General features: G+C 56.4%; 23 protein-coding genes and 1 tRNA gene. 11 read left to right on the top strand and 13 right to left on the bottom strand.

All coding sequences use genetic code 11. From position 1 onward, the window contains the following. Positions 1–142: 142 nt before the first annotated feature. The 3 genes from BS640_RS18195 to BS640_RS18205 form a co-directional block, all read right to left on the bottom strand. Positions 143–218 (bottom strand) — tRNA-Asn (locus BS640_RS18195). A gap of 161 nt (positions 219–379) precedes the next feature. Then, entirely contained in the window at positions 380–940 is a 561-nt protein-coding gene (locus tag BS640_RS18200; RefSeq protein ID WP_017490114.1) for a DsbA family protein, read from the bottom strand. A 123-nt stretch (positions 941–1,063) separates the two neighbouring features. Beyond that, positions 1,064–2,218, bottom strand: a complete 1,155-nt coding sequence (locus BS640_RS18205; RefSeq protein ID WP_084913053.1) for an amidohydrolase — start codon at positions 2,216–2,218, stop codon at positions 1,064–1,066. Between the two features lie 281 nt (positions 2,219–2,499). Here BS640_RS18205 and BS640_RS18210 point away from each other — a divergent pair, with 281 nt between their 5' ends. The 8 genes from BS640_RS18210 to BS640_RS18245 all read left to right on the top strand — a co-directional run bounded on the left by BS640_RS18210 (position 2,500) and on the right by BS640_RS18245 (position 11,093). Further along, on the top strand, positions 2,500–3,657 hold the full coding sequence (locus tag BS640_RS18210; protein ID WP_017490115.1) for an amidohydrolase: 1,158 nt from the start codon (positions 2,500–2,502) through the stop codon (positions 3,655–3,657). A 292-nt stretch (positions 3,658–3,949) separates the two neighbouring features. Beyond that, positions 3,950–4,828 carry a MurR/RpiR family transcriptional regulator gene (locus BS640_RS18215; RefSeq protein ID WP_017490116.1) on the top strand — a complete coding sequence of 293 codons (879 nt, stop codon included), beginning with the start codon at positions 3,950–3,952 and terminating at the stop codon, positions 4,826–4,828. Between the two features lie 65 nt (positions 4,829–4,893). Further along, positions 4,894–5,469, top strand: a complete 576-nt coding sequence (ddpX, locus tag BS640_RS18220; RefSeq protein WP_026110289.1) for a D-alanyl-D-alanine dipeptidase — start codon at positions 4,894–4,896, stop codon at positions 5,467–5,469. Positions 5,470–5,604: 135 nt separating this feature from the next. Beyond that, positions 5,605–7,119, top strand: a complete 1,515-nt coding sequence (locus tag BS640_RS18225) for an ABC transporter substrate-binding protein (RefSeq protein WP_193791222.1) — start codon at positions 5,605–5,607, stop codon at positions 7,117–7,119. A 78-nt stretch (positions 7,120–7,197) separates the two neighbouring features. Beyond that, positions 7,198–8,214, top strand: a complete 1,017-nt coding sequence (locus BS640_RS18230) for an ABC transporter permease (RefSeq protein ID WP_084913055.1) — start codon at positions 7,198–7,200, stop codon at positions 8,212–8,214. Positions 8,215–8,218: 4 nt separating this feature from the next. After that, positions 8,219–9,130, top strand: a complete 912-nt coding sequence (gene ddpC / locus BS640_RS18235; protein ID WP_084913056.1) for a D,D-dipeptide ABC transporter permease — start codon at positions 8,219–8,221, stop codon at positions 9,128–9,130. A gap of 2 nt (positions 9,131–9,132) precedes the next feature. Beyond that, positions 9,133–10,143 carry an ABC transporter ATP-binding protein gene (locus BS640_RS18240; protein ID WP_084913057.1) on the top strand — a complete coding sequence of 337 codons (1,011 nt, stop codon included), beginning with the start codon at positions 9,133–9,135 and terminating at the stop codon, positions 10,141–10,143. A 5-nt stretch (positions 10,144–10,148) separates the two neighbouring features. Next, complete coding sequence (locus tag BS640_RS18245) at positions 10,149–11,093, top strand: oligopeptide/dipeptide ABC transporter ATP-binding protein (RefSeq protein ID WP_084913058.1); 945 nt, start codon at positions 10,149–10,151, stop codon at positions 11,091–11,093. Between the two features lie 52 nt (positions 11,094–11,145). Here the strand turns inward: BS640_RS18245 and BS640_RS18250 are convergent, their stop codons facing one another. Genes BS640_RS18250 through galB form a run of 4 tightly spaced genes read right to left on the bottom strand, consistent with a single transcriptional unit; the run spans position 11,146 to position 14,667 of the window. Next, the gene (locus tag BS640_RS18250) at positions 11,146–12,054 is read right to left on the bottom strand and encodes an NAD(P)-dependent oxidoreductase (protein WP_084913059.1); all 909 of its coding nucleotides are present in this window, start codon (positions 12,052–12,054) and stop codon (positions 11,146–11,148) included. Further along, positions 12,041–13,162: a 4-oxalomesaconate tautomerase gene (locus tag BS640_RS18255; RefSeq protein WP_017490124.1), complete on the bottom strand. Its 1,122-nt coding sequence runs from the start codon at positions 13,160–13,162 to the stop codon at positions 12,041–12,043. Before BS640_RS18255 ends, BS640_RS18250 begins: the two co-directional genes overlap by 14 nt. A 9-nt stretch (positions 13,163–13,171) precedes the next feature. After that, positions 13,172–13,912, bottom strand: a complete 741-nt coding sequence (locus BS640_RS18260; RefSeq protein ID WP_017490125.1) for a 4-carboxy-4-hydroxy-2-oxoadipate aldolase/oxaloacetate decarboxylase — start codon at positions 13,910–13,912, stop codon at positions 13,172–13,174. Then, a complete protein-coding gene (gene galB, locus BS640_RS18265) occupies positions 13,909–14,667 on the bottom strand; it encodes a 4-oxalmesaconate hydratase (protein WP_017490126.1) in 759 nt (252 codons plus the stop codon). Before galB ends, BS640_RS18260 begins: the two co-directional genes overlap by 4 nt. Positions 14,668–14,838: 171 nt before the next feature. Between galB and BS640_RS18270 the strand changes: the two genes are divergently transcribed. Next, positions 14,839–16,053, top strand: coding sequence for a LysR family transcriptional regulator (locus BS640_RS18270; RefSeq protein WP_026110292.1), 1,215 nt, complete (start codon positions 14,839–14,841; stop codon positions 16,051–16,053). A gap of 116 nt (positions 16,054–16,169) precedes the next feature. On the opposite strand, the gene aptA is transcribed toward BS640_RS18270, so the two are convergent. Then, positions 16,170–17,501 carry an omega-aminotransferase AptA gene (gene aptA / locus BS640_RS18275; RefSeq protein WP_017490128.1) on the bottom strand — a complete coding sequence of 444 codons (1,332 nt, stop codon included), beginning with the start codon at positions 17,499–17,501 and terminating at the stop codon, positions 16,170–16,172. A 111-nt stretch (positions 17,502–17,612) separates the two neighbouring features. On the opposite strand from aptA, the gene BS640_RS18280 reads away from it, so the two are divergent. Continuing rightward, a complete protein-coding gene (locus BS640_RS18280; RefSeq protein WP_017490129.1) occupies positions 17,613–18,530 on the top strand; it encodes a LysR family transcriptional regulator in 918 nt (305 codons plus the stop codon). Between the two features lie 39 nt (positions 18,531–18,569). On the opposite strand, the gene alsS is transcribed toward BS640_RS18280, so the two are convergent. Both alsS and budA read right to left on the bottom strand, forming a co-directional pair. Continuing rightward, positions 18,570–20,258: an acetolactate synthase AlsS gene (gene alsS, locus BS640_RS18285; protein ID WP_084913060.1), complete on the bottom strand. Its 1,689-nt coding sequence runs from the start codon at positions 20,256–20,258 to the stop codon at positions 18,570–18,572. Between the two features lie 14 nt (positions 20,259–20,272). Beyond that, entirely contained in the window at positions 20,273–21,001 is a 729-nt protein-coding gene (gene budA, locus BS640_RS18290) for an acetolactate decarboxylase (RefSeq protein ID WP_084913061.1), read from the bottom strand. A gap of 102 nt (positions 21,002–21,103) precedes the next feature. Between budA and BS640_RS18295 the strand changes: the two genes are divergently transcribed. After that, positions 21,104–22,027, top strand: a complete 924-nt coding sequence (locus BS640_RS18295) for a LysR family transcriptional regulator (protein ID WP_017490132.1) — start codon at positions 21,104–21,106, stop codon at positions 22,025–22,027. A gap of 1 nt (position 22,028) precedes the next feature. On the opposite strand, the gene BS640_RS18300 is transcribed toward BS640_RS18295, so the two are convergent. The 3 genes from BS640_RS18300 to BS640_RS18310 form a co-directional block, all read right to left on the bottom strand. After that, on the bottom strand, positions 22,029–22,547 hold the full coding sequence (locus BS640_RS18300) for an isochorismatase family protein (RefSeq protein WP_017490133.1): 519 nt from the start codon (positions 22,545–22,547) through the stop codon (positions 22,029–22,031). A 64-nt stretch (positions 22,548–22,611) separates the two neighbouring features. Next, positions 22,612–23,466: a glycosyltransferase family 2 protein gene (locus tag BS640_RS18305; RefSeq protein WP_017490134.1), complete on the bottom strand. Its 855-nt coding sequence runs from the start codon at positions 23,464–23,466 to the stop codon at positions 22,612–22,614. Next, a complete protein-coding gene (locus tag BS640_RS18310) occupies positions 23,467–24,690 on the bottom strand; it encodes a flippase (protein ID WP_038327550.1) in 1,224 nt (407 codons plus the stop codon). Positions 24,691–24,749 lie beyond the last annotated feature (59 nt).

The raw sequence follows: 24,749 nt of genomic DNA on the forward strand, positions 1-24,749 counted from the left end.
TTGATTAACAGGTATAGGTAGTGTGAAGCGGAAACTTTGCGAGAGAGAGGGATAACTGAAAATGCATCGGGAAGAGTTTTCACGCTAATTTGTTGAGTCTAAATGAGATAAAGACTCGCGAAGATGCATGAGAACATAAATATGGCTCCTCTGACTGGACTCGAACCAGTGACATACGGATTAACAGTCCGCCGTTCTACCGACTGAACTACAGAGGAATCGTTTGAACGGGGCGAATACTAACGGGGGTAGCCCGGCTTGTCAAAGGCCTTTCTTCATAATTCGGTTTGAGTGCTGAAGAAATCGGCAAATCATCCACTTCCGCCCTGATTATTGAGAAAATCGGACAAACTTCTTACAGCCGGGCTCAGTAAGAGGCTTATCCCTGAATGCGTTTAGCCCAGGACGAAATCTCGTCGCCACTGCCAATATCGGCCTGCACCAATCCGTTAACCATAAAGGTTGGCGAAACGTGAATGCCGTTTTGACGTGAGTATTTACTGTGCCATTTAATCACATTCTGCAACTCCGGACGCGCAAAGGCTTCACGGGCGTTGATGCCGCTGTAGCTCTCGAGGCGATTCAGAATGTCGTTCGGCGTGGCGTCCATGTTCGGTCCCGCGCAGTGATCGGTAAACTCAAACTCTTCACGATGGTCGGCCACGGCCTTTAACACCGCTTTAGCCGCTTCCTTACCTTCCGGCAGGGTGGATGCCGCCAGAATGTAGCGAACGATCACCCCGGAATACAGGTGCCACGGCTGGGACTGCAAATGAATTTTCAGCGTAACCTTGTCCTCGCCGACCTCCGCCAGCAGGGCATCGAACTTGTTGAAGGCACGTACCGAAAACGGGCAGGTGGGTTCCAGAAACACCTCGAAGACGTTCTTGCCGTGTCCCCAGACCAGCGGATCGGCTTGCAGTGGCTTGTCGTTACTCATAGTCATATCCTCAATTCATCCGGTAAATTTTGAAATATTAACCTCGCCATCTTGGCAAATCCTGACCCAGAGCTCCAGCAAAGGCGCGCCGTTTAGCGGCAATTTTCCGTTACCAAAGGTGACTTATAAAGATGACTTGTTATTTTGCTGCTTCACTTGGTCGAGCGCGCGCTGTGCCAGCTCGGTGAAGTAGGCCACGGCAGGGTCGATAATCGCCTCGTTAGGGTCAAACGACGGATGATGCAGTCCGAAACTGCTGGCGCTGCCAATGCTGACAAACGCGCCGGGCACGTGGTGCAAATAGAAGGCAAAATCCTCGCCGCCCATCTGCGGCGTAGCGACTTCGGTCTGGTAGCCGGTCTCTCTGGCGACGGACAGCGCAAAGTCGGCCCACTGCGGCGTATTCACCAGCGCAGGCGGGCCCGGCTGCCAGTTCAGGGTAGCGGTCGCGCCAAATCCACCGGCGATGCCGTTGATAAGCGTGCGGATACGTTCAGGGATCTCCCTGCGGATAGCCTCGTTATGAGTGCGCACGGTGCCCTCAAGCTCGACGCTCTGCGGCAACACGTTCCAGGTGTTGCCCGCGGTGAAACGGGTTACGCTGACCACCACCGACTCCTGAGAACTGTAAATGCGGCTCGCCAGCGTTTGCAAGGTGGTGACAATCTGGCTGCCGATAACGACAGAGTCGATGCCCTCGTGCGGGCGCGCGGCGTGTGCGCCTTTGCCCTGAATATTAATTTCAAAACGGTCAACGTTAGCGTAAAACGCGCCACCGCGAGTCTTGAGCGTGCCGAGCGGCAGGTCGGGGGCATTATGCATGCCGAAAATAGCCTGTACGCCTTCGAGTGCGCCCGCATCGATCAATTGCTGAGCGCCGTTGAAGGTCTCTTCCGCCGGTTGGAACAGAATGCGCACCCGGCCCTTGAGGTTTTTTTCCAGCGCTTTGAGCTGATAGGCGACGCCGAGCATCACGGAGGTGTGCACGTCGTGCCCGCAGGCGTGCATCACGCCCGGATTTTTAGAGGCAAAGGGTTGTGCCGTCGCCTCTTCAATTGGCAGTGCATCGATATCGGCACGCAGCGCAATTAGCGGTTCGCCCTGACCTATTTCAACCACCACACCGGTCTTCAGCGCAAAAGGCAGCACGCGGATATCGGCCTGTTTTAGCCAGGCGGTGATGCGCTCGGTGGTGGCAAATTCATGGTTGGAAAGTTCGGGATGCTGGTGCAGCTCACGCCGCCAGGAAATCAGCTGTTCGGATAAGGTGTCCGTCATAAAATCCTCAGGGTTTGAAAGAGATAAAAAGACTGAGCGGCGTTTAGGATCGTGAGTGGGCGTCACCGCCTCAGCGGACGCTACTATCATCCGAAGATGTCGGCGGCAGGTGAACCAACGATTTACGATAAGCTTTGCCGGAAAATAGATAATCCTATTGCCATATTTTTCATTCCCTTGCGCGGAATTGTTCTTTTACTCCCCTTGGGCGAGCGGTCACTATCAGCGATAAAGGAATGGAGATCCTCGCTTCGTTCTATTCTCGATTCTGGAGGAACCGTATGAGCGACAATTTTGCTGCGCAGTTGATTAAATGGCGCAGAACCCTGCATAGCTGGCCAGAGCTGTCGAATAAGGAACTGGAAACCACCGCCCGCATTCGTGAATGGCTACAGGCGGCGGATATTCGCATTCTGGATTACCCGATCCACACCGGCGTGGTCGCAGAGATAGGGCAGGGAGAGCAGCTGATTGCGCTGCGTGCCGACATCGATGCGTTGCCCATTCATGAGCAGACGCAGCTGGCCTATGCCTCAAAGAACGACGGTGTCATGCACGCCTGCGGACACGATATTCACACTTCGGTGATTCTCGGCGCGGCCCTACAGCTGAAGGCCCGTGAAGCGACATTGCCGGGCAGAGTCAGGCTGTTCTTCCAGCCGGGCGAAGAAAACTGCACCGGCGCTAAGCAGTTCATTAAGGCCGGTGCGCTGGACGGTATACAGGCAATTTTTGGCATGCATAACGAACCGGGTCTGCCGGTGGGGACCTTCGCGACGCGAGGCGGTGCCTTCTATGCCAACGCCGACCGTTTCATCATTAATATTCACGGTAAAGGGGCACACGCGGCGCACCCGGAGCAGGGCAACGACACTATTGTACTTGCCAGCCAGGTGATTCAGGCGTTGCAGGCGCTGGCCAGTCGCAGCTTTAACACGCTGGACAGCCTGGTGCTGAGCATCACGCGTATTGACGCCGGTAAAACGTGGAACGTCTTGCCAGAGAAGGTGATGTTTGGCGGCACGTTGCGTACTCACGACGTAAAGGTGCGTGAGCAGGTGCAGCAGCGGGTGATTCATCTGGTGAAAAGCCTGGTGGAAGCCAGCGGCGGAACGGCCGAGGTCAGCTGGACCGCAGGTCCACCGGTGCTGATTAACGACGAAAACTGGGCCAGAGTGAGCGCCGAGGTGGCTAAAGAAAGCGGCTATCGCGTGCGCACTGCCGATTTGCATCTGGGCGGTGAGGACTTTGCCATCTATCTGCAAAAGGTGCCGGGGGCGTTCGTGAGTATTGGCAGCGCCAGCGAATTTGGCCTGCATCACGACAGCTTTAATCCAGACGAGGCGCTGATTGCTCCGGCAGCGCACTATTTCTCGCAGCTGGCCGAGCATGCGCTAACGTTGCTGCGTGAAAACGCCGTGCAGGAAAGCACCGTTTAAGGGCTTTCCCGGCATAGAGCAGGCTATGACCAACCGGGCTACGTCATCACGCGTAGCCCGGCTGACATTGCACCTGCATTGTGAAGGGTTGCTTGCTAAGCGTGCAGCCCTTCTTTTACCTTCCCCGGTTATTGCCCTTCATCAGCCGTTTCTCAGCCTTATTCCTCTGATTAATTCATGATTTTTATCTGATTTTTTGGTTAATTCTTGGTCATTTTGGATATTGGCACAGCTGTTGCTTTGTTAGTGAACTAACAAGCGATGCGGTGCTGATAACAAAGCAACAGGGCCTATGACCGAGAATCTGGATGTAATTGCACAAATCGAAGGCTCCTTCGCCACCCAAACGCCGACCGGAAAGCGCATCGCGGGCTATCTGCTCGCTAATCTGGCGCAAATTCCCTTTGAGACCGCCGACAGTATCGCACGCAGCGCCGCGACCAGCGGGATCTCGGTCGGGCGCTATCTGCGCAGTCTCGGCTATCGCAATCTTGATGACTTCAAGCAGACGCTGCGCCAGCAAAGTAGCGGCGCGATGTATCAACCGTGGGTGGTAACCGACCGTCTGGGCGCTTACCGCCAGCGTAGCAAGCAGCCACGGCAGGAGAAGTTTCAGCAGGCGCTGACGCTAGAACTTGAGGCGATTCAACACGTGTATCAACTGGCGCAGAGCGAAGGTTTTGCACAAATCAGCCGCGGGCTGGCGGAGGCGGACGCGGTGTTTATCCTCGGCATTCAGTCAGTGCGCGGTATCGCCAACACCTTCTACAGCAATCTTGAATATCTGCGACCACAGGTCTATTTCGCCGACGGCCAGTCCGGCACCTACGTCGAGTCGCTCAACTCGGAATTTTCTTCGCCTTATTTGATTGTGAGCGACACGCGCGCCTATTCGGTGATCGCTCAGAAATATTGTAAAGCCGCCTGCGATCGCGGGCTGCGCGTCGGGCTGATCACCGACATCTATTGCCCTTGGGCCCATGACTACCCGGTTGACCTGTTGCAGATAAAGACCGACACCGGCCAATTTTGGGACTCGATGGCACCGTTAAGCTGCCTGTTTAACCTGCTGTGCTCGGCGGTGCTTGAGCTACGCGGCGGTGACGAGGTCGAGCAGCGTCTCGCCACCAACCGAATTTTGCAAAAAGAGTTTGGACAGTTCGAGTCCTGATGGCTCTGTGCACGCACCGAGCCGCTCAGGAAAACATTTCGGAACAGGGGATTGTAAAAATTATTATGAAACAACCAGACGTAACCTTGATTGACGTGACCAAACTTTTGCCGCAGGCGGTCATCGACATGAAGTATGCCAGCGACGATAACCTCACCGGTCAGGTGGTGTACTGCGAAAACCGCTGCTTACTGCATCCCGACGCCGCCACCGCCCTGGTGCGTTGTTTTGAGGTCGCGCAGCTTGCCGGTTTAAATCTGAAGATCTTCGACGCCTACCGCCCGAAGCAGGCACAGCATATCTTCTGGGCGGTGCTGCCCAACCCTGATTATGTCGCCGATATCAAAATCGGATCCCACCACAGCCGGGGCGTCGCCGTCGATCTTACGCTGACAGACGAGCGCGGGCAGGAGCTGGATATGGGCGCGGGTTTCGATGAAATGACCGAGCGCTCGCATCCATTCTACCCGCATCTCGCGCCAGAAATTCAGCGCAACCGCCTGCTGCTGAATGCGGTAATGGCGGCGGGAGGCTTTATCGGCATGCCGACCGAGTGGTGGCACTTCGAGCTGCCGAACTCGATTTCCTATCCCTTGTTGACCGACGTTTTTGACTGTTTTCCTTCAAAACACCTTGCCTGAACCTTGGCGCATTAACCTTTGCTACGTTTAAACACCAGGAGTTTGCAGATGTCGATTTCTACAGAAAATACCATCGTAAAATCTTTATTTAATAAGGCGTTATTACATAAAACGGCGTTGGCTGGTGCGGTCATCATGGCGCTGTCTGGTGTGACGACACAGTCGCAGGCCGCCGTGCCCAAGGACATGCTGGTGATTGGCAAGGCGGCGGATCCACAAACGCTGGATCCGGCGGTGACTATCGATAACAACGACTGGACGGTGACCTATCCGGCCTATCAGCGTCTGGTGGGCTATAAAACCGAAGACGGCAAGGGCTCGACGCAGGTCGAGGGCGACCTTGCCGCCAGCTGGACGTCGTCGGCAGACCAGCTGGTCTGGACCTTTACACTCAAGCCAGGTGCCAGGTTTGACGACGGTTCGGCGGTCAATGCCGACGCAGTAAAGGAGTCGTTTGACCGACTGATGAAGATTGGGCAGGGCCCGTCGGAGGCGTTCCCGAAAGACATGCAGGTATCGGTGGTTGACCCGATGACCGTGCGCTTCACCTTGAAAACGCCGTTTGCGCCGTTCCTCTACACTTTGGCCAACGATGGTGCGGGCATCGTCAACCCGGCAATTGCCAAGGCCAACCCAACCGACGACGGCAAAGCCTGGCTGTCGAGCCACACCGCCGGGTCGGGTCCGTACAAGCTCGAGCGTTGGCAGAAAGGCCAGCAGCTGGTACTGGTCCCCAATACCTATTACAGCGGCCCGAAACCGGCCTTTAAGCGCGTGATGGTAAAAATCATCGGCGAAAGCTCGAGCCGACGTTTGCAGCTGTCGCGGGGCGATCTTGATATTGCGGACTCACTGCCTATCGACCAGCTCGCGGCGCTGAAGCAGGAGAACAAGGTTGCGGTGGAAGAATATCCCTCCCTACGCGTGACTTACCTCTACCTCAATAATGCCAAATCGCCGATGAATCAGGTCGATTTGCGCCGTGCCATCTCTTACGCGGTGGACTATCAGGGCATGGTGAAGGGCATTCTCGGCGGTAACGCCAAACAGATGCGCGGACCTATCCCCGACGGCATGTGGGGCTATGACCCGAAAGCGATGCAGTACAGCACCGACTTGAGTCAGGCCAAGGCCGACCTTGCTAAGGTCAAGACCCAGCCGGGTACGCTCGACTTCCTCTACTCCGACAGCGACCCAAACTGGGAACCGATCGCGCTTTCCGTGCAGGCGAGTCTGGCCTCGGCGGGCATTAAGGTGAAGCTCGAGAAGCTGGCTAATGCCACTATGCGTGACCGCATCGGACAAGGGGATTATGACATCTCGATCGGCAACTGGAGCCCAGACTTCGCCGACCCTTACATGTTCATGAACTACTGGTTCGAGTCGGACAAGAAAGGTCTGCCGGGCAACCGTTCGTTCTACTCCAACCCACAGGTCGATGATTTGCTGAAGAAAGCGGTATCGGTAACCGACCAGAAGCAGCGCACTGACTATTACCAGCAGGCGCAGAAAATCGTCATCGGCGAGGCGGCCTACGTTTATCTGTTCCAGAAGAACTATCAGGTGGCAATGAACAAAGACCTCAAAGGCTTTGTGTTCAACCCGATGCTCGAACAGGTGTTTAACGTCGCGCAGATGAGCAAGCAATAAGTTTTCCTTGCCGACTTAGGGTCGACGTTTCAAAGGCACCGAAGCGAGGAGTTTCGGTGCCGCGTTCAGGGGGATGTTATGACTTTTTGGACCATTATTCGCCAGCGCTGCTGGGGGCTGGTTTTGGTGATGATGGGCGTTTGCGTCATCACTTTTATCATCTCGCACATGATCCCCGGTGACCCCGCGCGGCTATTGGCGGGCGATCGCGCCAGCAACGAAATGGTGCTGCATATGCGCCAACAGCTGGGGCTCGATCAGCCGCTGTACGTGCAGTTTTACCGCTACGTCCTTGATTTGCTTCATGGCAATCTTGGCGTCTCGATTCGTACCGGTCGACCGGTGCTTGATGACCTGCGGGCCTTTTTTCCCGCCACGCTTGAGCTGGCGTTCAGTGCGCTGCTGCTGGCCATTATTCTCGGTATTCCGCTCGGCGTGCTCTCGGCGGTGTATCGCAACAAATTTCCCGACCACATCGTACGTATGCTGTCGGTGATAGGTATCTCGACGCCGGCATTCTGGCTGGGCTTGGGGGTTATTATCCTGTTTTACGGCCATCTGAATCTGTTGCCGGGAGGCGGCAGGCTTGATGACTGGATGGATCCGCCGACCCATATCACCGGTTTTTACGTCATTGACTCTATTCTGACCGGCAATCGTGATGCGCTATGGAACAGCCTGCAACACCTGCTGATGCCCGCGCTGACGCTGGCGTTTGTCCACATGGGTATCGTTGCGCGGCAGATTCGGTCGGCGATGCTCGAACAAATGAGCGAGGACTATATCCGCACCGCGCGTGCCAACGGGCTGTCGCACTGGCGGGTGATTATTTGTCACGCTTTGCCGAATGCGCTGATTCCGTCCGTGACTGTGCTTGGGCTGGCGATGGGCGATCTGCTCTACGGCGCGGTGCTGACTGAGACGGTATTTGCCTGGCCGGGTATGGGGGCCTACGTCGTCAGTTCGATTCAGGCGCTGGATTTCCCCGCGGTGATGGGTTTTGCGGTGGTGGTGTCCTTCGCCTATGTGCTGGTGAATTTATGGGTGGATTTACTCTACGTGTGGATTGATCCGCGTATCGGCAGAGTGGGGTAAGGCGATGTCATTACTTGAACCGGGCGTCGACAGCCGTCGCGCCGATATCGTGCCACCCGATGTAAAGCCGCGCTTTGCCTCGTGGCGCAAAACTGCGCACCTGCTTAGGCGCAGCCCGCTGACCCTGCTGGGGCTGGCAATCATGCTGATTGTGGTGTTCCTGATGGTGTTCTCACCTTGGCTGGTGCCGCATGACCCTAACGCTATCGATTTAACCGCGAGACTACAGGCCCCGTCAGCCGCACACTGGTTCGGCACCGACGAAGTGGGGCGTGACCTGTTTAGCCGGGTGTTGACAGGCAGCCAGCAGTCGGTCGCGGCGGGTCTGGCGGTGGTTATTCTCGCAGGAAGTGTGGGCTCGCTGCTCGGCTGTTTTTCCGGCGTGATGGGCGGTCTGGTGGACGCGCTGATTATGCGCTGCATGGACATCATGCTGTCGGTTCCGTCGCTGGTACTGACCATGGCGTTGGCGGCGGCGCTGGGGCCGAGCCTGTTCAACGCCATGCTGGCGATCGCTATCGTGCGTATCCCGTTTTATGTGCGGCTGGCGCGTGGGCAAACGCTGATGCTGCGCCATCAGGCTTATATGCAGGCCACGCACACCTTTGGTGCGTCGCGCTGGCATCTGATTACCTGGCACGTGCTGCGTAACGTACTACCGCCGCTGGTGGTGCAGGCTTCTCTCGACATCGGTACCTCGATTCTGATGGCGGCAACGCTGGGTTTTATCGGGCTTGGCGCTCAGCAGCCCACGGCGGAGTGGGGCGCGATGGTCTCCAACGGCCGCAACTATATTCTCGACCAGTGGTGGTATTCCGCGTTTCCGGGCATGGCTATCCTGATTACGGCCACCGGTTTTAACCTGTTCGGTGACGGTCTGCGTGACCTGCTCGATCCGAAAAGCAGAGGGCGCTAACGATGGCAGAAGAAACGCAGAAGCCCGTATTGGAAATCAACGACCTGCGCCTGGTGTTTCCGGTTTACGGCGGAGAAATCAGCGCGCTGAACAATGTCTCGCTCCAGGTGAACGCCGGGGAAATTGTCGGGGTAGTGGGCGAATCAGGTTCGGGTAAGTCGGTCACGGCGATGATGTCGATGCGCCTCCTGCCGCAGGACAGCTTCGCCATTAAGGCCGGGGAGCTGCGCCTGCTGGGCACCGACGTCATCAACGCCAGTGATAAACAGATGCGTCAACTGCGCGGCGCACGGGTGGCGATGATTTTTCAGGAACCGATGAACGCGCTGAATCCGACGCGCAAGATTGGCCGTCAGATGTGTGAAGTCATTCGTTTGCATCAGCATCTCACTCGCCAGCAGGCTTACCAGAAAGCCATCGGGCTATTGCAGGAGATGCAGATTGGTGACGCCGAGCAGGTGATGGGGCGCTATCCGTTTGAGCTCTCGGGCGGCATGCGCCAGCGGGTGTTGATAGCGATGGCTTTTTCCTGCGAGCCGGAACTGATTATTGCCGATGAACCGACCACCGCCCTCGACGTGACCGTACAGCGTCAGGTGTTACGCCTGCTGCGTCGCAAAGCGAAATCCAGCGGCACGGCGGTGTTGTTTATTACTCATGACATGGCGGTGGTGTCGCAGCTCTGCGACCGCGTTTACGTGATGTACGCCGGGCACGTGATTGAAAGCGGTAAAACCGCGGAGGTGATCGGCCAGCCGGCGCACCCTTATTCAATAGGGCTATTGCAGGCCGCCCCCGAGAACGGCGAGCCGCGCAGTTTGCTGAAAGCCATCCCCGGCACGGTGCCGAATCTTGCCAAACTGCCTGCGGGCTGTGCGTTTCGCGGACGCTGTGCTCAGGGTGATGAACAGTGCGCGCAATCCCCCAAACTGATGCCGCTCGACGGCCACGCGCAACAGCTTGTGTCTTGCTGGCATCCGCAGCGGATACCGACCCTTACCATGCAGGAGTAGGCCTGATGAATCTCGATGCACTGATTGAATTACAGGATATTCGCGTCCGTTTTCCGGCGAAATATAACTGGCTGGGTAAGCCGAAAGGCTACGTCAATGCGCTGAACGGCCTCGATCTCAACATCATGCGCGGCGAAACGCTGGGCATTGTCGGGGAGTCAGGCTGTGGCAAGAGTACCTTGGCACAGCTGTTGATGGGGCTGCAAAAACCGAGCAGCGGACAGCTGTTGCGGGCGCGCTCCGACGGTTCCTGGTTTGGTTCCGGCATGCAGATGGTGTTTCAGGATCCTCAGTCCTCGCTGGATCCGCGCCTGCCTGTCTGGCGCATCATCACCGAGCCGGTTTATGTGCAAAAACACAATTCGGTCAGCGAACGTCGACAGCTGGCCGAGGGGCTGGCAGAGCAGGTCGGTATTCGCAAGGAGTATCTCGACAGGCTGCCGCACGAATTTTCCGGCGGTCAGCGCCAGCGGATCTCCATTGCCCGCGCACTCTCGTCTGAGCCGGACATTATCGTGCTCGACGAGCCTACTTCGGCGCTGGATATTTCCGTTCAGGCGCAGATTCTCAACCTGTTGGTCGAGCTACAGCGCCAGCGTAATCTGACCTACGTGTTGATTTCGCACAACGTGTCGGTGGTTCGACACATGAGTTCGCGGGTTGCGGTGATGTATCTCGGACAGATTGTCGAACTGGGGCCTGCGGAAAAGGTGCTGACGCATCCGCAGCATCCGTACACCCGGCTGTTGCTGGACTCGGTCCCGCAGGCCGGTCGTTCTCTTGAAGAGGGACAGGAAGATAAAAAAGGGGAACTGCCGAGCAATCGCAATCTGCCGCAGGGCTGCTTTTTCCGCGAGCGTTGCCCCTTTGCGGGCGACGGCTGTCACATGCCGCAGGATCTCAGGGTTAATCTTTCCGGGGCTGCGGTGCGCTGTCATCGGGTAAGTTGAAGACTTCCCCCGCCGCGTTGGCTGGGGGAAAGTCAGGATAGCCGCATTGCCATCAGTGTGACTTGTACAACCTGTCGACGGTCTTTTCCCAGTCGAACGGAACGAGATCGCGATAGCTCAGGGAGTGGGCGGTCAGAGCGTCAATAAAGCCCTGCTGGGTTTCAACCGTCGCCTTACTCTGATGCGGGACCACGCCGACGTCTTCCAGCGTTTTCACCACTTCGCGCATCTCTTCTGCACGGCGTTTGCCGTGCTCGGCGACGCGGCTAATCAGGTAATGCGGCAGTTTGTCGTCCCAGCCCAGCGACGGGAAGCTGGCGTGCAGGGAGGCGAGCACCTCTTTCTCGACGCCGTATTGCCGTGCTGCACTCAGGCATTCGGTGGTCAGCGCCTCAAGCCCTTTGATCATGACGCTGCGGCACATCTTGATAGCCGAGGCTTCGCCGACTTCTGTGCTGTGAACCTGGCTGTTGAAACCTCGCGCATTCAGCCAAAGACGAGTCGCCTGTGCCTGTTTACCGCCCAGCAGCAGCGGCGTTTTTAGCCTTGCCGGAGGGAAGGGGGCCATCACCGCCACGTCAACGTACTCGCCGCCGTGCCGTGAGATAAACTCAGCCGCCTGACGCTTGGTGTTGGGCGACACCGAGTTCAAGTCCAGGAAGGTCTGCCCCCGGCCAATCAGGGTGGCCGCGTGTTCGGCAACGCTCAGTGCCTGCGCGGCGGTCACCGCAGAGAATATCAGCTGGCTTTCTTCCACCGCCTGGCTAAGTGAGGTTGCCATACGGATTGACAGGTCCTGCGCCTTCTGTTGCATCGCCGGTTTATCGTGCAGCAGATCAAAAGCTACGATCGCCAGCTCGGGATAGTTTGCCTTGAGGTCGGTCGCCAGAATAGTACCGACCTCGCCAAGACCAATCAGCGCAACCCGCCTGACGTTGAGTTCCAAATCAGGCGTTGCCATGAGAGCCTCCTGCGTTTTTGCCGTCCCACAGGCTGCCTGGTATGGCAACGCGGCCTTCGAACAGCAGACGCGCAGTCCGCAACAATCCGCACCCAGTCAATCTTTCAGCACCCGATGCGGCAGGATTAATGTGCAATTCGACGCTGAATTCGCCGGTTGGGTGCTCTACGCTGATGCGCGGACGTGTTCCCTCTGGCGTATTCGCCAGACCCTCGGTGACCGAACCCGGCAACAGACAGGCGCTGGCCACGCTGACCGCACCCAGCACCCCAATCGAGGCGTGGCAACGGTGCGGAATAAAGGTGCGGCTGGAAAGTGAACCGCCGTCGCGCGCTTCGGCAACCAGTGTCATCTTCGGTACCGTACGCTGCGCCACGTCGCCGAGATTCATTTTCGGACCGGCCTGGAGACGAATAGACTCGAGCTTAGCCTTTAGTTCGGTGTCGTCGTCGAGCTGCTGACGGGTCTCGTAACCGGTACGACCCAGATCGGCGGCGCGCAACAATACCACCGGCATGCCGTTGTCGATGCAGGTCACTTCGATACCGTCAAACTTGTCGATAACCTGACCGGTTGGCAGCAGTGACCCGCAGCTCGAACCGGCGATGTCGGCGAACTCAATCATAATTTCGGCGGCGGTACCCGGCACGCCGTCAATGCGTAAGCTGCCTTCGTACTCAACCTGTCCCTGCGGGGTAGGGATGTGGGCGATAGCAATTTGTCCGGTATTTTCCATGAAGATGCGCACCGGCGTGACGCCGTCCCGCGCCTCGACCAGACGTTGTTCGATGGCGAACGGACCCACGGCGGCGAGAATATTGCCGCAGTTCTGCCCGTAATCGACCACCGCCTTGTCGACGTTAACCTGCGCGAACAGGTAGTCAACGTCGGCGTCTTCACGCGCCGAAGGGCGAATGATGGCGACCTTGCTGGTCAACGGATCTGCGCCGCCGACGCCGTCAATCTGGCGCGGATCGGGGGAACCCATGACCGCCAGCAACACCTTGTCGCGAAGCTCGGCGTCTGCCGGAAGAGAGTCGGCCAGGAAGAAGGCCCCTTTTGAGGTGCCTCCGCGCATCAGGACACAGGGAATGCGAGTTTGCAACATCGTGCCTCCTCAACGCTTCAGCGATTTTTCCAGCGCTTCGGCGTCATCATAATAGGTCAGGCCTTTTTGCTCGAGGGTTGGGCGCATCTTGTAGATGTCCAGACCCAGCTCGCCGTCGGCCATGCGCGCACGCTTGCTCTCTTCCAGCGCTTCGCGTTGACGGCTGGCTTCAGCAACCTGGGCGACTTCTTCACGGCGAACCACGACGACGCCGTCGTCGTCGGCCACAATGGCGTCGCCCGGATAAATAATCTGACCGGCGCACAGCACGGGAATATTCACCGAACCCAGAGTCTCTTTCACGGTGCCCTGTGCATAGACGGCGCGTGACCAGACGGCAAAGCCCATCTCGCGCAGCGTGCGGGTATCGCGCACGCCAACGTCAGCCACGAGACCCACCACGCCGCGCGCCTTCAAAGAGGTCGCCAGCAGGTCACCGAAATAGCCGTCGGTGCATGGTGAGGTCGGTGCTACCACCAAGATATCGCCGGGCTTGCACTGCTCGACCGCGACGTGGAACATCCAGTTATCACCGGGCGCGACCAGCACCGTCACTGCGCTGCCCGAGATGGCGAGGTCACGTTGAATAGGACGAATTTCGCCGTCCAGCAGGCCTTTACGGCCCTGTGCTTCATGCACGGTGGCAACGCCAAACGCCGCCAGCGCCTCGACGTCCTGTTGCTTGGCACGTGGGATATTACGCACCACTACGCCTTTTTTACCGAGGATTAAACCGTCGTTGCTGCTCATGCAAGCTCTCCTGTCACGCGTGGGAAGATGCTCTGATAGCCTTCACCGTAAACGATGTTTTTGCTGGTGGTGATGCCAACGTTACGCTTGGCCTGCACACCGCGCTGCTGAGCGACGCGAGTGTAGTATTCCCACAGGTGTTCCTGACCGGCCATACACTGAATGGCGGCATACTTTTTGTCCCACACGTCGGTGATGTCGAGCAGGACGTCCGGTTTCCATTCACACTGCTCAGGCTGGTGCGGTTCGAAGCAATAAACCGGCGGAGCAGCAACGATAGGTTCGCCCGGCTTGTAGCCTTCTGCCTGCGCGATAATGCGGGCTTCCTGCGCCAGGTTGGTCGCCATTGGGTGATCGTAGTTGTACGGGTCTTTCAGGGAATGGGTCAGCACGAAGTGGGGCTGAATGCGACGGTAAACGTCGGCCAGACGGAACAGGTCGTCTTTGGTGGCGCGCAGTGGGTAGTCGCCCATGTCAAAGAACTCGACGCTAGCCCCCAGAATTTCTGCGGCGGCCATGGCTTCTTCGCGACGTGCGGCTTTAACCTTCTCTTCGGTCATCTCGCCTTTGCGCCACAGCTTGGCGGATTCGCCGCGCTCACCGAAGGACAGGCAAACGATATGGACCTTGTAACCCAGCTGAGTATGTTGCGCGATAGCACCGCCCGCACGCCATACAAAGTCAGCCGAGTGAGCACTGACAACCAGGGCGCTTTTTGCTGCGCTATCGGCAGCACCTTTGTTTGTATTTGTCATTTGCCTAATCCTTATCATTTTATATTTTGAGGGTACCAAACGCATCGCGTGGTCTGATTTCTATGCTGGCAGTGGACAGGGGACACAGGTAATTCATTTAATTGCAGCAGGTATGCGTTTTATTTATATTGCTGGTTCAGTTCACGAAAAAAAGACAGACGGGAGAAGGGGATGAGGCAAGAACGAGAGTTATGTAACCTGATGCAGATCCGGGCATTTTGTCAGGTCGTGGATCAGGGCAGCGTCTCGCGCGCGGCCGACGAACTGTTCCGCACCCAGTCGGCCATCACGCGGGCAATACGCGACCTCGAGGAGCATTTAGCCGTTCCCCTGTTTGAGCGCCACGCCAACGGTATGCTGCTAACCGATTACGGAAAATGCATTCTTCCGCGTGCCCGTCGTGCGATAGCCGACCTGCACGACACCGCCGAGCTGCTGACGCGCTTGCAGGGTAAAAATGCGCCGGGCAGAGCGCCTACAGAACCGCTGTATTTGTTCAACGTACGGCGGCTGCAAATCTTTGTTGCGCTCTGCAAGACGCGGCATATGCAGACCGTCGCCACGCTGCTGGGCCTGAGTCAGCCCGCCGTCTCGGCCGCGCTGAAGGTGCTGGAAAACGGTGCGGACACCTCGTTGCTCGAACGCACGCCCCAGGGCATGATCCCAAGTCTCGCTGGCCAGGAAATTGTGCCTAATATCCGACGTGCGCTGAACGAGCTGCGGCATATTCCCGCCGATATCGCGTCCCGTCAGGGGGTGCTGGTCGGTACCGTGCAGATAGGTGCGCTACCGCTGAGCCGAGCACGTCTGCTGCCGCAGGCCATCCTGTCGGTGACCGCCCGCTATGCCGGTATCAAGATCATTACCAACGAAAGTGCCTTTGCGGTGCTGGCCTCCGAGCTGCGTTCCGGCGAGGTGGATTTTATCGTCGGCGCGCTGCGCACCAGCGATTATGCGGCGGATATGGTGACCGAGACGCTGTTTACCGAAGAGATGGTTATTCTGGCGCGGCGCGGTCATCCGCTCAGCGAAACCTCGGTCGGACCTGAAGAGCTTCGCAACGCACGCTGGGTGCTGCCGCGATCCGAAACCCCCGCCAGAAAACTGCTGGAGAGCAGCTTTCAATCGATGAACATCCCGGCGCCGGATCCGGTAGTAGAGAGCGGCGACCTGGCTATCGTCCGTGGGCTGTTGCTCGATTCCGACATGCTGGCGGCGGTATCAGCCAGACAGTTGGAGCACGAACTGGACAACGGCGAACTGGTTACGCTCAACGTGGAGCTTGCCGACACCCGTCGCGCAATCGGCATTACCTATCGCGCCGGAAGCCTGCTGTCCCCGGCCGCCAACGCGATTATTGAAGCGATCCGCTCGCAGGCGAGCTAGCGAGACCTTTGCCGTTTTCGACCGCATTCAGACCATAACCATTTTTTCAGTAACGGCAGCAGGGTCTCCGTCGCCATCGCTAAAGCAAATAACCGCCTCATTCGGGAAAATCATCCTCAGGCAAGCTTGTGCAGCACGTCGCCCACGGCGTCGAACAGGCGGTCGAGATCCTGTTGTCCTGCGGTGAACATTGGCCCGAACTGTAGCGAATCTCCGCCAAAACGCACATAGAAACCGGCTTTCCACAGCGCCATGCCGGCATCAAACGGCCTGATGGCCGCATCATTATCGCGTGGAGCCAGCTGGATAGCCCCGACCAGGCCACAGTTACGGATATCCACCACGTTCGGACAGGACTTCAGGGCGTGAATTTTCCGCTCAAAGTGGGGGGCCAACTCGGCGGAACGTGCGATAAGCTGCTCATTCTCTAGAATATCCAGCGTTGCCAGCGCGGCGGCGCAGGCCACCGGATGCGCCGAATAGGTATAGCCGTGCGGGAATTCAACCAGATGCTCGGGCAGGTTTTGCGACATAAAAGTCTGATAAATTTCACTCGACGCGACCACGCCACCCAGCGGCACGGCTCCGTTGGTGATTTGTTTGGCGAAGTTGAGAATGTCCGGCGTGACGCCAAAGTATTCTGCGCCCGACCAGCGGCCCATGCGGCCAAAGCCGGTGATGACCTCATCAAAAATCAGCAGGATATTGTGCTGGTCACAAATCTCGCGCAGGCGCTGTAGGTAGCCCTTTGGCGGCACAATTGCGCCCGCAGAGCCTGAAACCGGTTCGACAATCAGCGCTGCGATGTTAGAAGCGTCGTGCAGCTCAATCAGCTTGAGCATCTCGTTGGCCAGCTCAACCCCGCCGGTTTCGGCCATGCCCTGCGTAAACGCCATTCCACTTTGCAGCGTGTGCGGCAGGTGATCGACGTCCATAAACTGACCGAACATCTTGCGGTTACCGCCGATGCCGCCGAGGCTGGTGCCGGCGATATTTACTCCGTGATAACCGCGCGCGCGACCAATCAGTTTGGTTTTTGAGGCTTGACCTTTGATACGCCAATAGGCCCGCGCCAGTTTCACCGCCGTGTCGGCCGACTCAGAGCCGGATCCGGTGAAAAACACGTGGTTGAGCGGGTCGGGAAGGTGATTAACGATGCGTTCTGCCAGCTGGAAAGACAGCGGATGCGCGAACTGGAATCCCGGCGAGTAGTCGAGCGTGCCGAGCTGTTTGCTCACTGCCTGCTGAATTTCGCCACGCACATGACCGGCCCCGCAGGTCCACAGCGCCGACAGGCTGTCGTATATCTTGCGCCCGTCGTTATCGAACAGCCATTGCCCTTCGGCACCGACAATAAAGCGCGGATCGCGGTGGAAATTGCGGTTGGCGCTGAACGGCATCCAATGCGCATTCAGATTGAGTTTATCTACGTCAAAGGCGTTGGTCATGGCGTCTGTCCCGGTCTTGTTAAATGAGGTGATGACAGAGAGTTTGCAATGATTCGCCGGGTGAGTTAAATCTAAAACAACTCACGCTCAGATGTTGGATTACTCACCTAAATGCCAAAATCCAAAATTGGTCAGATTGCCGATGTCGATATCAAATTACTGAAGATATTCAAAACGGTAGCGGAATGCGGCAGCTTTACCGCCGCCGAAACGCTGCTGGGCATCACCCGTTCGTCGATAAGCCTGCACATGGGGGACCTCGAGAAACGTTTGGGGATCCGGCTTTGCCAACGCGGCAGGGCCGGTTTCGCGCTGACCGAAGAGGGGCGGGTGGTGCTGCGAGACAGCGAAACGCTGCTGGCGGCGGTTGAAAACTTTCGTCAGCAGGTCAATCAGATCCACGACCATCTGCGCGGCGAGTTTAACATCGGCATCATCAATAACCTGATAACCCAACCGCAGATGAAGGTCACCAATGCGCTGTCGCACCTGCGCGGCAAGGGGAAGGACGTAGTCATCAATATCAGCATGACGACGCAGGAAGAGATTGAGAGAAAGGTGCTGGATGGTCGGCTGCACGTCGGCGTGGTTCCGATGACGTCACCGCTTTCAGGTCTCGACTATCGGGCTATCTACAGTGAGAAATCCTCTCTCTATTGCGGTCGGCAGCATCCGTTGTTTGCGCATAGCGGCGAACTGCCCGAGGCGGCAATAGCCGGTTTGGACGCGGTGGTGCCCAATGGACGTATTACTCCGGAGACGCTCGCGCTTTATGGTCGAATGCAGGCGGCGGCGCGGGCCAGCGATCGTGAGGGCATTGCCTTTCTGATCCTCACCGGAAAGTTCGTCGGTTTTTTACCCGATCATTACGCCAATATCTGGGTCGAACGCGGCGAGATGCTGACGATAAATCCGCATCGGCTGTCGTTGAATACCGATATTGTGGTGACCACTCGAAAAGGGAGTAACAAGAATCTGCTGCTGGAGAGTTTTATGGCGGAGTTGTTTCACCCAACGAGTGAGCAATAAGGCCAGACGCCGCAATGATGTGGCGTCTGGCGGAGCGTTTTAGAAAATCTCGTTCATGTTCAACTGGCTCATCAGCAGCGCGTTATCACTGTAGTCGACCGGAATAGCCACCACCGCCGGACCTTGGACGTCCATCGCGGCGCGCAGGGTGCGCTCCAGCGAATCGGCGGAGGTTACCGCAAAACCCTTGGCCCCAAAGGCGTCGGCGTAGGCCTTGAAGTCAATCGGCCCAAATTCGATGCCAGAAGTGCGATGATATTTTTTCTCCTCCTGAATCGCCACCATGTTATAGGCCTGATCGACCCAGATGATATGCAGCAGATTCACGCCCAGTCGTACCGCGGTTTCCAACTCCATGCTTGACTGCATGAAACCGCCGTCACCGGATACCGACACCACCTTGCGGCCAGGCTCGACCAGCGCCGCACCAATCGCCCAAGGCAGTGCGACACCCATCGTTTGCTGGCCGTTGGAGATAAGTACCTGACGCGCACGGAAGCTGTAAAGATAGCGTGCAATCCAGATATGAAAGCTGCCCATGTCCACGCACAGGGTCACGTCGCTGTTGACGATGTCCTGCATCGCGCGCACCAGACGCAGCGGGTGAATGGCAAACTGATTCAGGCTGCGGCCTTTCTGATCCAGCAACTGCCGCTGTAAACGGCGTTCCTCAAGGATATCGATGGCTGCCGGGCTCAGCGCAATCTGCTGTTTTACCTGCTCCGTTAGCAGGTCCACGGTGGCGGCGATGTCGCCGACCAGCTCGATTTCAGGTTGATACAGACTGTCGGTCTCGGCGGGCGTCACGTCGATGTGTACCAGTTTGGCCGTGCCGTTGCTCCACTGGGCAGGTTCGTACTCGACCGGGCTGTAGCCAATAGTGATCACCAGATCGGCGTTTCGCAGCAGGCGGTCACCGGCCTGATTGTTAAATAGTCCAACGCGGCCCGCGAAACGGTGGAATGAAGCCTGGTCAATAACCCCTGCCGCCTGATAAGTGCTGGTGACTGGCAGGTCGCCTTTATGCAGCAGACGGCGAATTGCCTCGGCGTTAGGGGGCTGACTGGCCATCAGACCTAATAGCAAGACTGTATTCTTGGCTTTCTCCAGTAATTTAGAGACTTCAAGAATGGCGCTGTGCGGCGCGCTGCCAAGGGTGGGCGAATAGGAGGCCAGCAGCTTGCCCCGCGTCGGCTTATTGATAAGGTCCATCGGCAGGCTGATAAATGCGGCCCCAGGACGGCCGAATTCGGCGGCGCGAAAACCGTTGGAAACTACCTCTGCCAGCGCGGAGGAGGAGATAGCCTCAGCCGAATATTTGGTGACCGGTTTGAACATCGACACGGTGTCCATCGTCTGATGCACCTGTTTCAGGTGGTCGGCGCGTTTCACCGCACCGCCCAACGCCACCATCGGGTCACCTTCAGAGTTGGCGGTGGCCACGCCGGTGATTAGATTAGAGCAACCCGGACCGGAGGTGACTAACGCCACGCCCGCCTTGCCGGTGAGGCGTCCGACCGCAGCGGCCATAAACGCGGCGTTGGCTTCGTGGCGGACCACGACGGTGTCGATTTTCGAGTCGACCAGCGAATCAAAGACGCGGTCTATTTTGGCCCCGGGAATGCCGAAGACGTGCTTGACGCCCTGTGCTTCGAGCTGGGCGACGACCAGGTCCGCACCGCATTTCCATTCATCGTTTTTATCGATACTGCTGTTTGATTCTTTCATTTTTATCGCTCCTGTTAACTCTCAACGGCCCGAATGGCTTCCTGCAGGTTCTCTGGCGAGAGGTTGGCATTGAGGAAATCGGTGTCCCATGGGAAGTCGATCATCAGCTTTTCAACGGTGCCAAACTTCAGCGTGCCGCGCTCGACCTGATAGTCCAGCACGTGACCGCCGCTGCTGCGCGCCTCGTTGATAAAGTGTTCGTGATAGCCCGCAACGTTGATGCCCTGCATGTATTCCGGGGTTAGAAAACCGATCAGCACGCCGCGATTGTTCTCGATGTGAAAGGTGGGCTGTTGTTTCACCGCCTCAAGCATCGGTTTGTAGGGACGATGCTGTTCCGGTACGGTGCGGGTATCGACACGGCTAAATTCGCCGTCAATGCGCAGGGCGCAGAAGCTGTTCTGACTGGCGATGACCTTATCGATGACCTGATGAATCTCTTCACGGGTATGCGGACAGTCTATTTTGTATTCATTAGTGGGGTTAAAGAATGTCATCGTCGCAAACGGCGTTTTTTGGTCGGACGTGGCGCGTCTCGCGGTGCCGTCTCCGCGCAGTTGGAAGATGTTGCCGTCGAAGGCGATCAGCTCGCCGTCGAGTTTGTTGAAAGTGCCAAGGCCGAAGTCACCGTGCTCGCGCAGCTGCGCCATGGTGGTATCGCCTTCATAGACGCCGCTGAGTAGGGCGCTCATCAAAGAAGCCTGATAGAGGACATTGGAACGTGAAACAGAAAGGTTGCTCATACGGGGGCTCCGGAAAATCCATTAACAAGATTAACTAAAGGTTGACTCCATTCCGCCCTGAGTTCCAATATGAAGAGGTGTTCACTTTGAGACGTTTTTAATATGGAACTTCGTCATCTGCGTTACTTTGTTGCCGTAGCAGAGACAACTAATTTTACCCGGGCAGCGGAACGCCTCGGCATCTCGCAGCCCCCTTTGAGTCAGCAAATTCAACGGCTTGAGCATGAAGTGGGTACGTCATTACTGAGGCGTTTAACGCGCGGCGTTGAGCTAACCGAGGCCGGTCAAGTGCTGTATGAGGACGCGCGGATTATCCTTAAACTCTCCGATGCCGCCCTGGAGCGCACCCGCAGCGTGGCGCGAGGTATGAACGGCTTCTTACGCATCGGCTTTGCCAGCTCGTCGGCGTTTAATCCGCAGGTCTTCTCGCTGTTGCATCACTATCGCGACAAATATCCCGGCGTGAAGCTGGAGCCTCAGGAAAAGGACATGTCAGCACTCATGACTGCGCTGAGTGAGGGCACCATCGATTTGGCGTTTATTCGTTTGCCGTGCGAGCGCAGCAAGGAATTTAACCTGCGGGTGATTGATAACGAGGAGATGATGGTCGCGCTGCCCAAGATGCATCCGTTGAGCCGGGGGGCGAGCGTTTCACTGGGTGAGCTACGTAATGAAACCCTGATAACTTTTCCCCGCGATCTGTCGCCAGGACTGTACGATGCGGTGATTGCGGCCTGTGAAGACGCAGGCTTCACGCCGAATCTGGGCCAGCAGTGCCCGCAGATTGCTTCGTCGCTGAGCATGGTGGCGACCGGTTTTGGCTATGCGCTGGTACCGGCCTCGTTAAGTAAAATCGATGCCGATAACGTCCGCTGCCTGCCTGTCTCGAACCAACGGATCACCACGCAGGTCGCGCTGGCATGGCGGCGGACCTCGCAGTGCAAATCGGCTCAGCATTTGCTGAATTTGATTACCTCAGCGCGGGGAGTTGAGGGCATGACGAGCTCGGTAAGCGATCATTTTTGAGTCAGGATTGCCATTCTGTCAGCACCTGGGCGGTGGGTTTTACCAGAATTGGATTGCCTGGTTGGTCAAAGTTTTCCCAAACTTCATTATGCTGATTGATCAGCGCCTCGGCGGAAACCCATTTTCTTTCCGACGTGGTGTGCGCATCTGCTACGGCGGTGATGCGATACCCTGCGGCGCAGCCCGATTTGATGGTGCTGTCCAGGCAGTAGTCTGACGCGCAACCGCAAATAGTAAACGCCTGCTCCGAAAGTTCTTTCAGCAGGCTGGCCAAAGAGGTGTGTGAAAACGCGTCACAGGCGGTTTTTTTGACGTAAAAGACCTCTTTGGGGGTCAAAACATCAGGCAGTAGCGCATAGTTTTGGCTCCCCTCCATCATGCCGTCACACTCGTGCTGGATGAAAATCACTCTGTCTGCGGCAGCAATCAAGGCGTTTATCTTCTGAATTTTCTCTTGAGCCTGAAAGCGCGGGGTCGCAAAAACGCCGTTTTGCATATCGACAACGATGAGGGTGTTCATTGGACTCCTAACTGAAGTTTACGCCGGGATAGGTATTCCGGCGCGTTGTTTTCTGTCGGCAAATCTATCGCATACGGCCCAGTCGGTTTCTTTTGTAGTCGCAGTAGCCTTTGAACATGTAACGTAGTTTCAGCCACTTTTGTTTCTCAAAGAAGATAACGCCGAGCAGTAACATGATATTGAACTTGGCATAATCGCGAGTGAAATCAGGGAAACGTTCGCGCAGCAGGAAGCGGTTACGGATGATGTAATACTTTCTGACGGCACCGTGGTGCATCACCAGGAGTCGGCGGGGGAACAGGAAAGCGTGCGACTTCGCGTCACCGATTTTGTGCTGCATCCGTGCGTTATCGAAGGTATAAATCTTGTAGTTAAACTGGGTCAGCTTGTAGCACAGGTCGTGGTCCACTTCGTCGATGAATAATTTGTCATCGAAGCCGCCAATCTGTTGATAGGCGGTGAGATTGAGGAGGTTGCCTGAGGTGATGACCCGCGTCGCGTAGCCGATGGGATGAAATTCATTAGTCCACGGCGTGAAGAGCGCAATACTCGGGTCTTCAATCTTTTTGCTTTCGAATGAGGCAATAAACTTGCTCATCTCGACGGGATCAAAACTGGAGTCTTGATCCATGGTCAATATCCAGTCATAACCTTGTTCGATAGCGCGTTTACAGCCCTTATTTAACGCGGTGGCGATGCCCAGGTTATCAAGATTCGGGATGTACTGAATATGCCCGTCATTCTGATTAAGCGAGCTGAGCAGGGCTGAATTATCATTCGCCGAATTGTCGATCACGTAGAGGTTTTTCAGGAAGCCGACATAGCTGCGAATATTGTCGACTTCTTTTTCTGTAGGATTGTACCAAACCACGACCCCGGCCAATGGGGTTGAATTAACTATATTCTGTTCATCAGACATTTAAGAACGTCTCCATATGGACTTGGTTTTGGATACAATCAAAATCGCAACCAGCGCCTCGGTGACCAGCACCGAAATAGCCGCACCGTCTGCGCTTGCCAACCATATTAATGGGAAAATAATCACAGTATTGAGTATCGCACCCAACCAGAGTATCTGGCTAAACTCTTTTCTCATCCCAATAATTAACATCCCCTGTACCCCTAATACCGTGCTCACGCTGATAAAGAAAATAAGCGGGGCGAGCAGCACCAGGATAGAAATCGATTCGTGATAGGTCTTACCGTAAAAGAGATCAATGATTTGATGGGAGAAAATCATCAGCAACAGCGTCATCAGCAGCGCGACCGCGTTTTGTCCGACCAGCAATAGCCGAATCATTCTCAGGCCTTTGGCCTTATCAATCGACATCAGCGAGCTTATTCTAGGGTAGAACACGCTGGTCACCGGGCTCATCAAACCCTGTATCGCCTGGCGGATCCTATCTGCTGCCACATAGTAGCCTACGGTAACTGGCCCTGCGGCAAATCCCAGAAATACCGGGATACTGTTGACGTAAAGGCTGCCCGCAATATTCGACAGGAAGATATAGCGCCCGTCCTGAATAAGTTCTTTGAGCTGCCCAAGGGTCGGACGGGTCCATTCAATCCACTTCTCGCGATAAATCATGTAGAAGCTAAACAGAGAGCCCAGAATGAATCCTGCACCGGTAATCAGGGCCACAATCCAGGTATCAGCCGGAGAACTCACGAAAATAAAGATCAGCGGGATGGTGACAATTTTGGCCAATATATTCGAGATTGCCATCCAGCCCATCTTTTCCTTGCCCTGAAACAGCCAGGAGGGAACGTAGGCCGCGCCGACAACCGAGGTGTAAGAAACAATAATGACCGTGCTGTAATCTTTGAGGCCGGGCACAAGAAGCAGGATCGCCACCATCAGCAGTGCGCCAAGGATGACTAAAATGGTTTTACAAAACAGCACTCCCCAAAACACCTGACTGACCAGCGTTTTATCGTCTTTATGAATGGCTATTTTATTGGTGGCGGAGAGATCAAAACCGTATTGGACGAGAAGGGTGAAATATTGGACGAAGGCTAACGAGAATCCGAGTACACCGTATTCACTAGGTCCTAGCACTCTTACCAGATAGGGGAGTGTGATAAGGGGTAAAATATATCCGGCTCCCTGTATCATGAAGAGCGATAATATATTTTTGACCATGGTTTTGTTCACTGAAAAGGCACTCCCAAAATAGTTATCATGCGTTCCTGACACTTACC

This window comes from Rouxiella badensis (genome assembly GCF_002093665.1).
GTDB classification, from domain to species: Bacteria; Pseudomonadota; Gammaproteobacteria; order Enterobacterales; family Enterobacteriaceae; genus Rouxiella; species Rouxiella badensis.

Coding starts and splice junctions, on each gene's coding strand:
- BS640_RS18255 (WP_017490124.1), bottom strand. CDS start 13,162: ATGTTGCAAACTCGCATTCCCTGTGTCCTGATGCGCGGAGGCACCTCA.
- galB (WP_017490126.1), bottom strand. CDS start 14,667: ATGACAAATACAAACAAAGGTGCTGCCGATAGCGCAGCAAAAAGCGCC.
- BS640_RS18215 (WP_017490116.1), top strand. CDS start 3,950: ATGACCGAGAATCTGGATGTAATTGCACAAATCGAAGGCTCCTTCGCC.
- BS640_RS18200 (WP_017490114.1), bottom strand. CDS start 940: ATGAGTAACGACAAGCCACTGCAAGCCGATCCGCTGGTCTGGGGACAC.
- BS640_RS18280 (WP_017490129.1), top strand. CDS start 17,613: ATGCCAAAATCCAAAATTGGTCAGATTGCCGATGTCGATATCAAATTA.
- ddpC (WP_084913056.1), top strand. CDS start 8,219: ATGTCATTACTTGAACCGGGCGTCGACAGCCGTCGCGCCGATATCGTG.
- BS640_RS18210 (WP_017490115.1), top strand. CDS start 2,500: ATGAGCGACAATTTTGCTGCGCAGTTGATTAAATGGCGCAGAACCCTG.
- BS640_RS18295 (WP_017490132.1), top strand. CDS start 21,104: ATGGAACTTCGTCATCTGCGTTACTTTGTTGCCGTAGCAGAGACAACT.
- BS640_RS18240 (WP_084913057.1), top strand. CDS start 9,133: ATGGCAGAAGAAACGCAGAAGCCCGTATTGGAAATCAACGACCTGCGC.
- BS640_RS18205 (WP_084913053.1), bottom strand. CDS start 2,218: ATGACGGACACCTTATCCGAACAGCTGATTTCCTGGCGGCGTGAGCTG.
- BS640_RS18250 (WP_084913059.1), bottom strand. CDS start 12,054: ATGGCAACGCCTGATTTGGAACTCAACGTCAGGCGGGTTGCGCTGATT.
- BS640_RS18245 (WP_084913058.1), top strand. CDS start 10,149: ATGAATCTCGATGCACTGATTGAATTACAGGATATTCGCGTCCGTTTT.
- BS640_RS18260 (WP_017490125.1), bottom strand. CDS start 13,912: ATGAGCAGCAACGACGGTTTAATCCTCGGTAAAAAAGGCGTAGTGGTG.
- BS640_RS18270 (WP_026110292.1), top strand. CDS start 14,839: ATGAGGCAAGAACGAGAGTTATGTAACCTGATGCAGATCCGGGCATTT.
- ddpX (WP_026110289.1), top strand. CDS start 4,894: ATGAAACAACCAGACGTAACCTTGATTGACGTGACCAAACTTTTGCCG.
- BS640_RS18305 (WP_017490134.1), bottom strand. CDS start 23,466: ATGTCTGATGAACAGAATATAGTTAATTCAACCCCATTGGCCGGGGTC.
- aptA (WP_017490128.1), bottom strand. CDS start 17,501: ATGACCAACGCCTTTGACGTAGATAAACTCAATCTGAATGCGCATTGG.
- budA (WP_084913061.1), bottom strand. CDS start 21,001: ATGAGCAACCTTTCTGTTTCACGTTCCAATGTCCTCTATCAGGCTTCT.
- BS640_RS18300 (WP_017490133.1), bottom strand. CDS start 22,547: ATGAACACCCTCATCGTTGTCGATATGCAAAACGGCGTTTTTGCGACC.
- BS640_RS18310 (WP_038327550.1), bottom strand. CDS start 24,690: ATGGTCAAAAATATATTATCGCTCTTCATGATACAGGGAGCCGGATAT.
- alsS (WP_084913060.1), bottom strand. CDS start 20,258: ATGAAAGAATCAAACAGCAGTATCGATAAAAACGATGAATGGAAATGC.
- BS640_RS18230 (WP_084913055.1), top strand. CDS start 7,198: ATGACTTTTTGGACCATTATTCGCCAGCGCTGCTGGGGGCTGGTTTTG.
- BS640_RS18225 (WP_193791222.1), top strand. CDS start 5,605: ATGGCGCTGTCTGGTGTGACGACACAGTCGCAGGCCGCCGTGCCCAAG.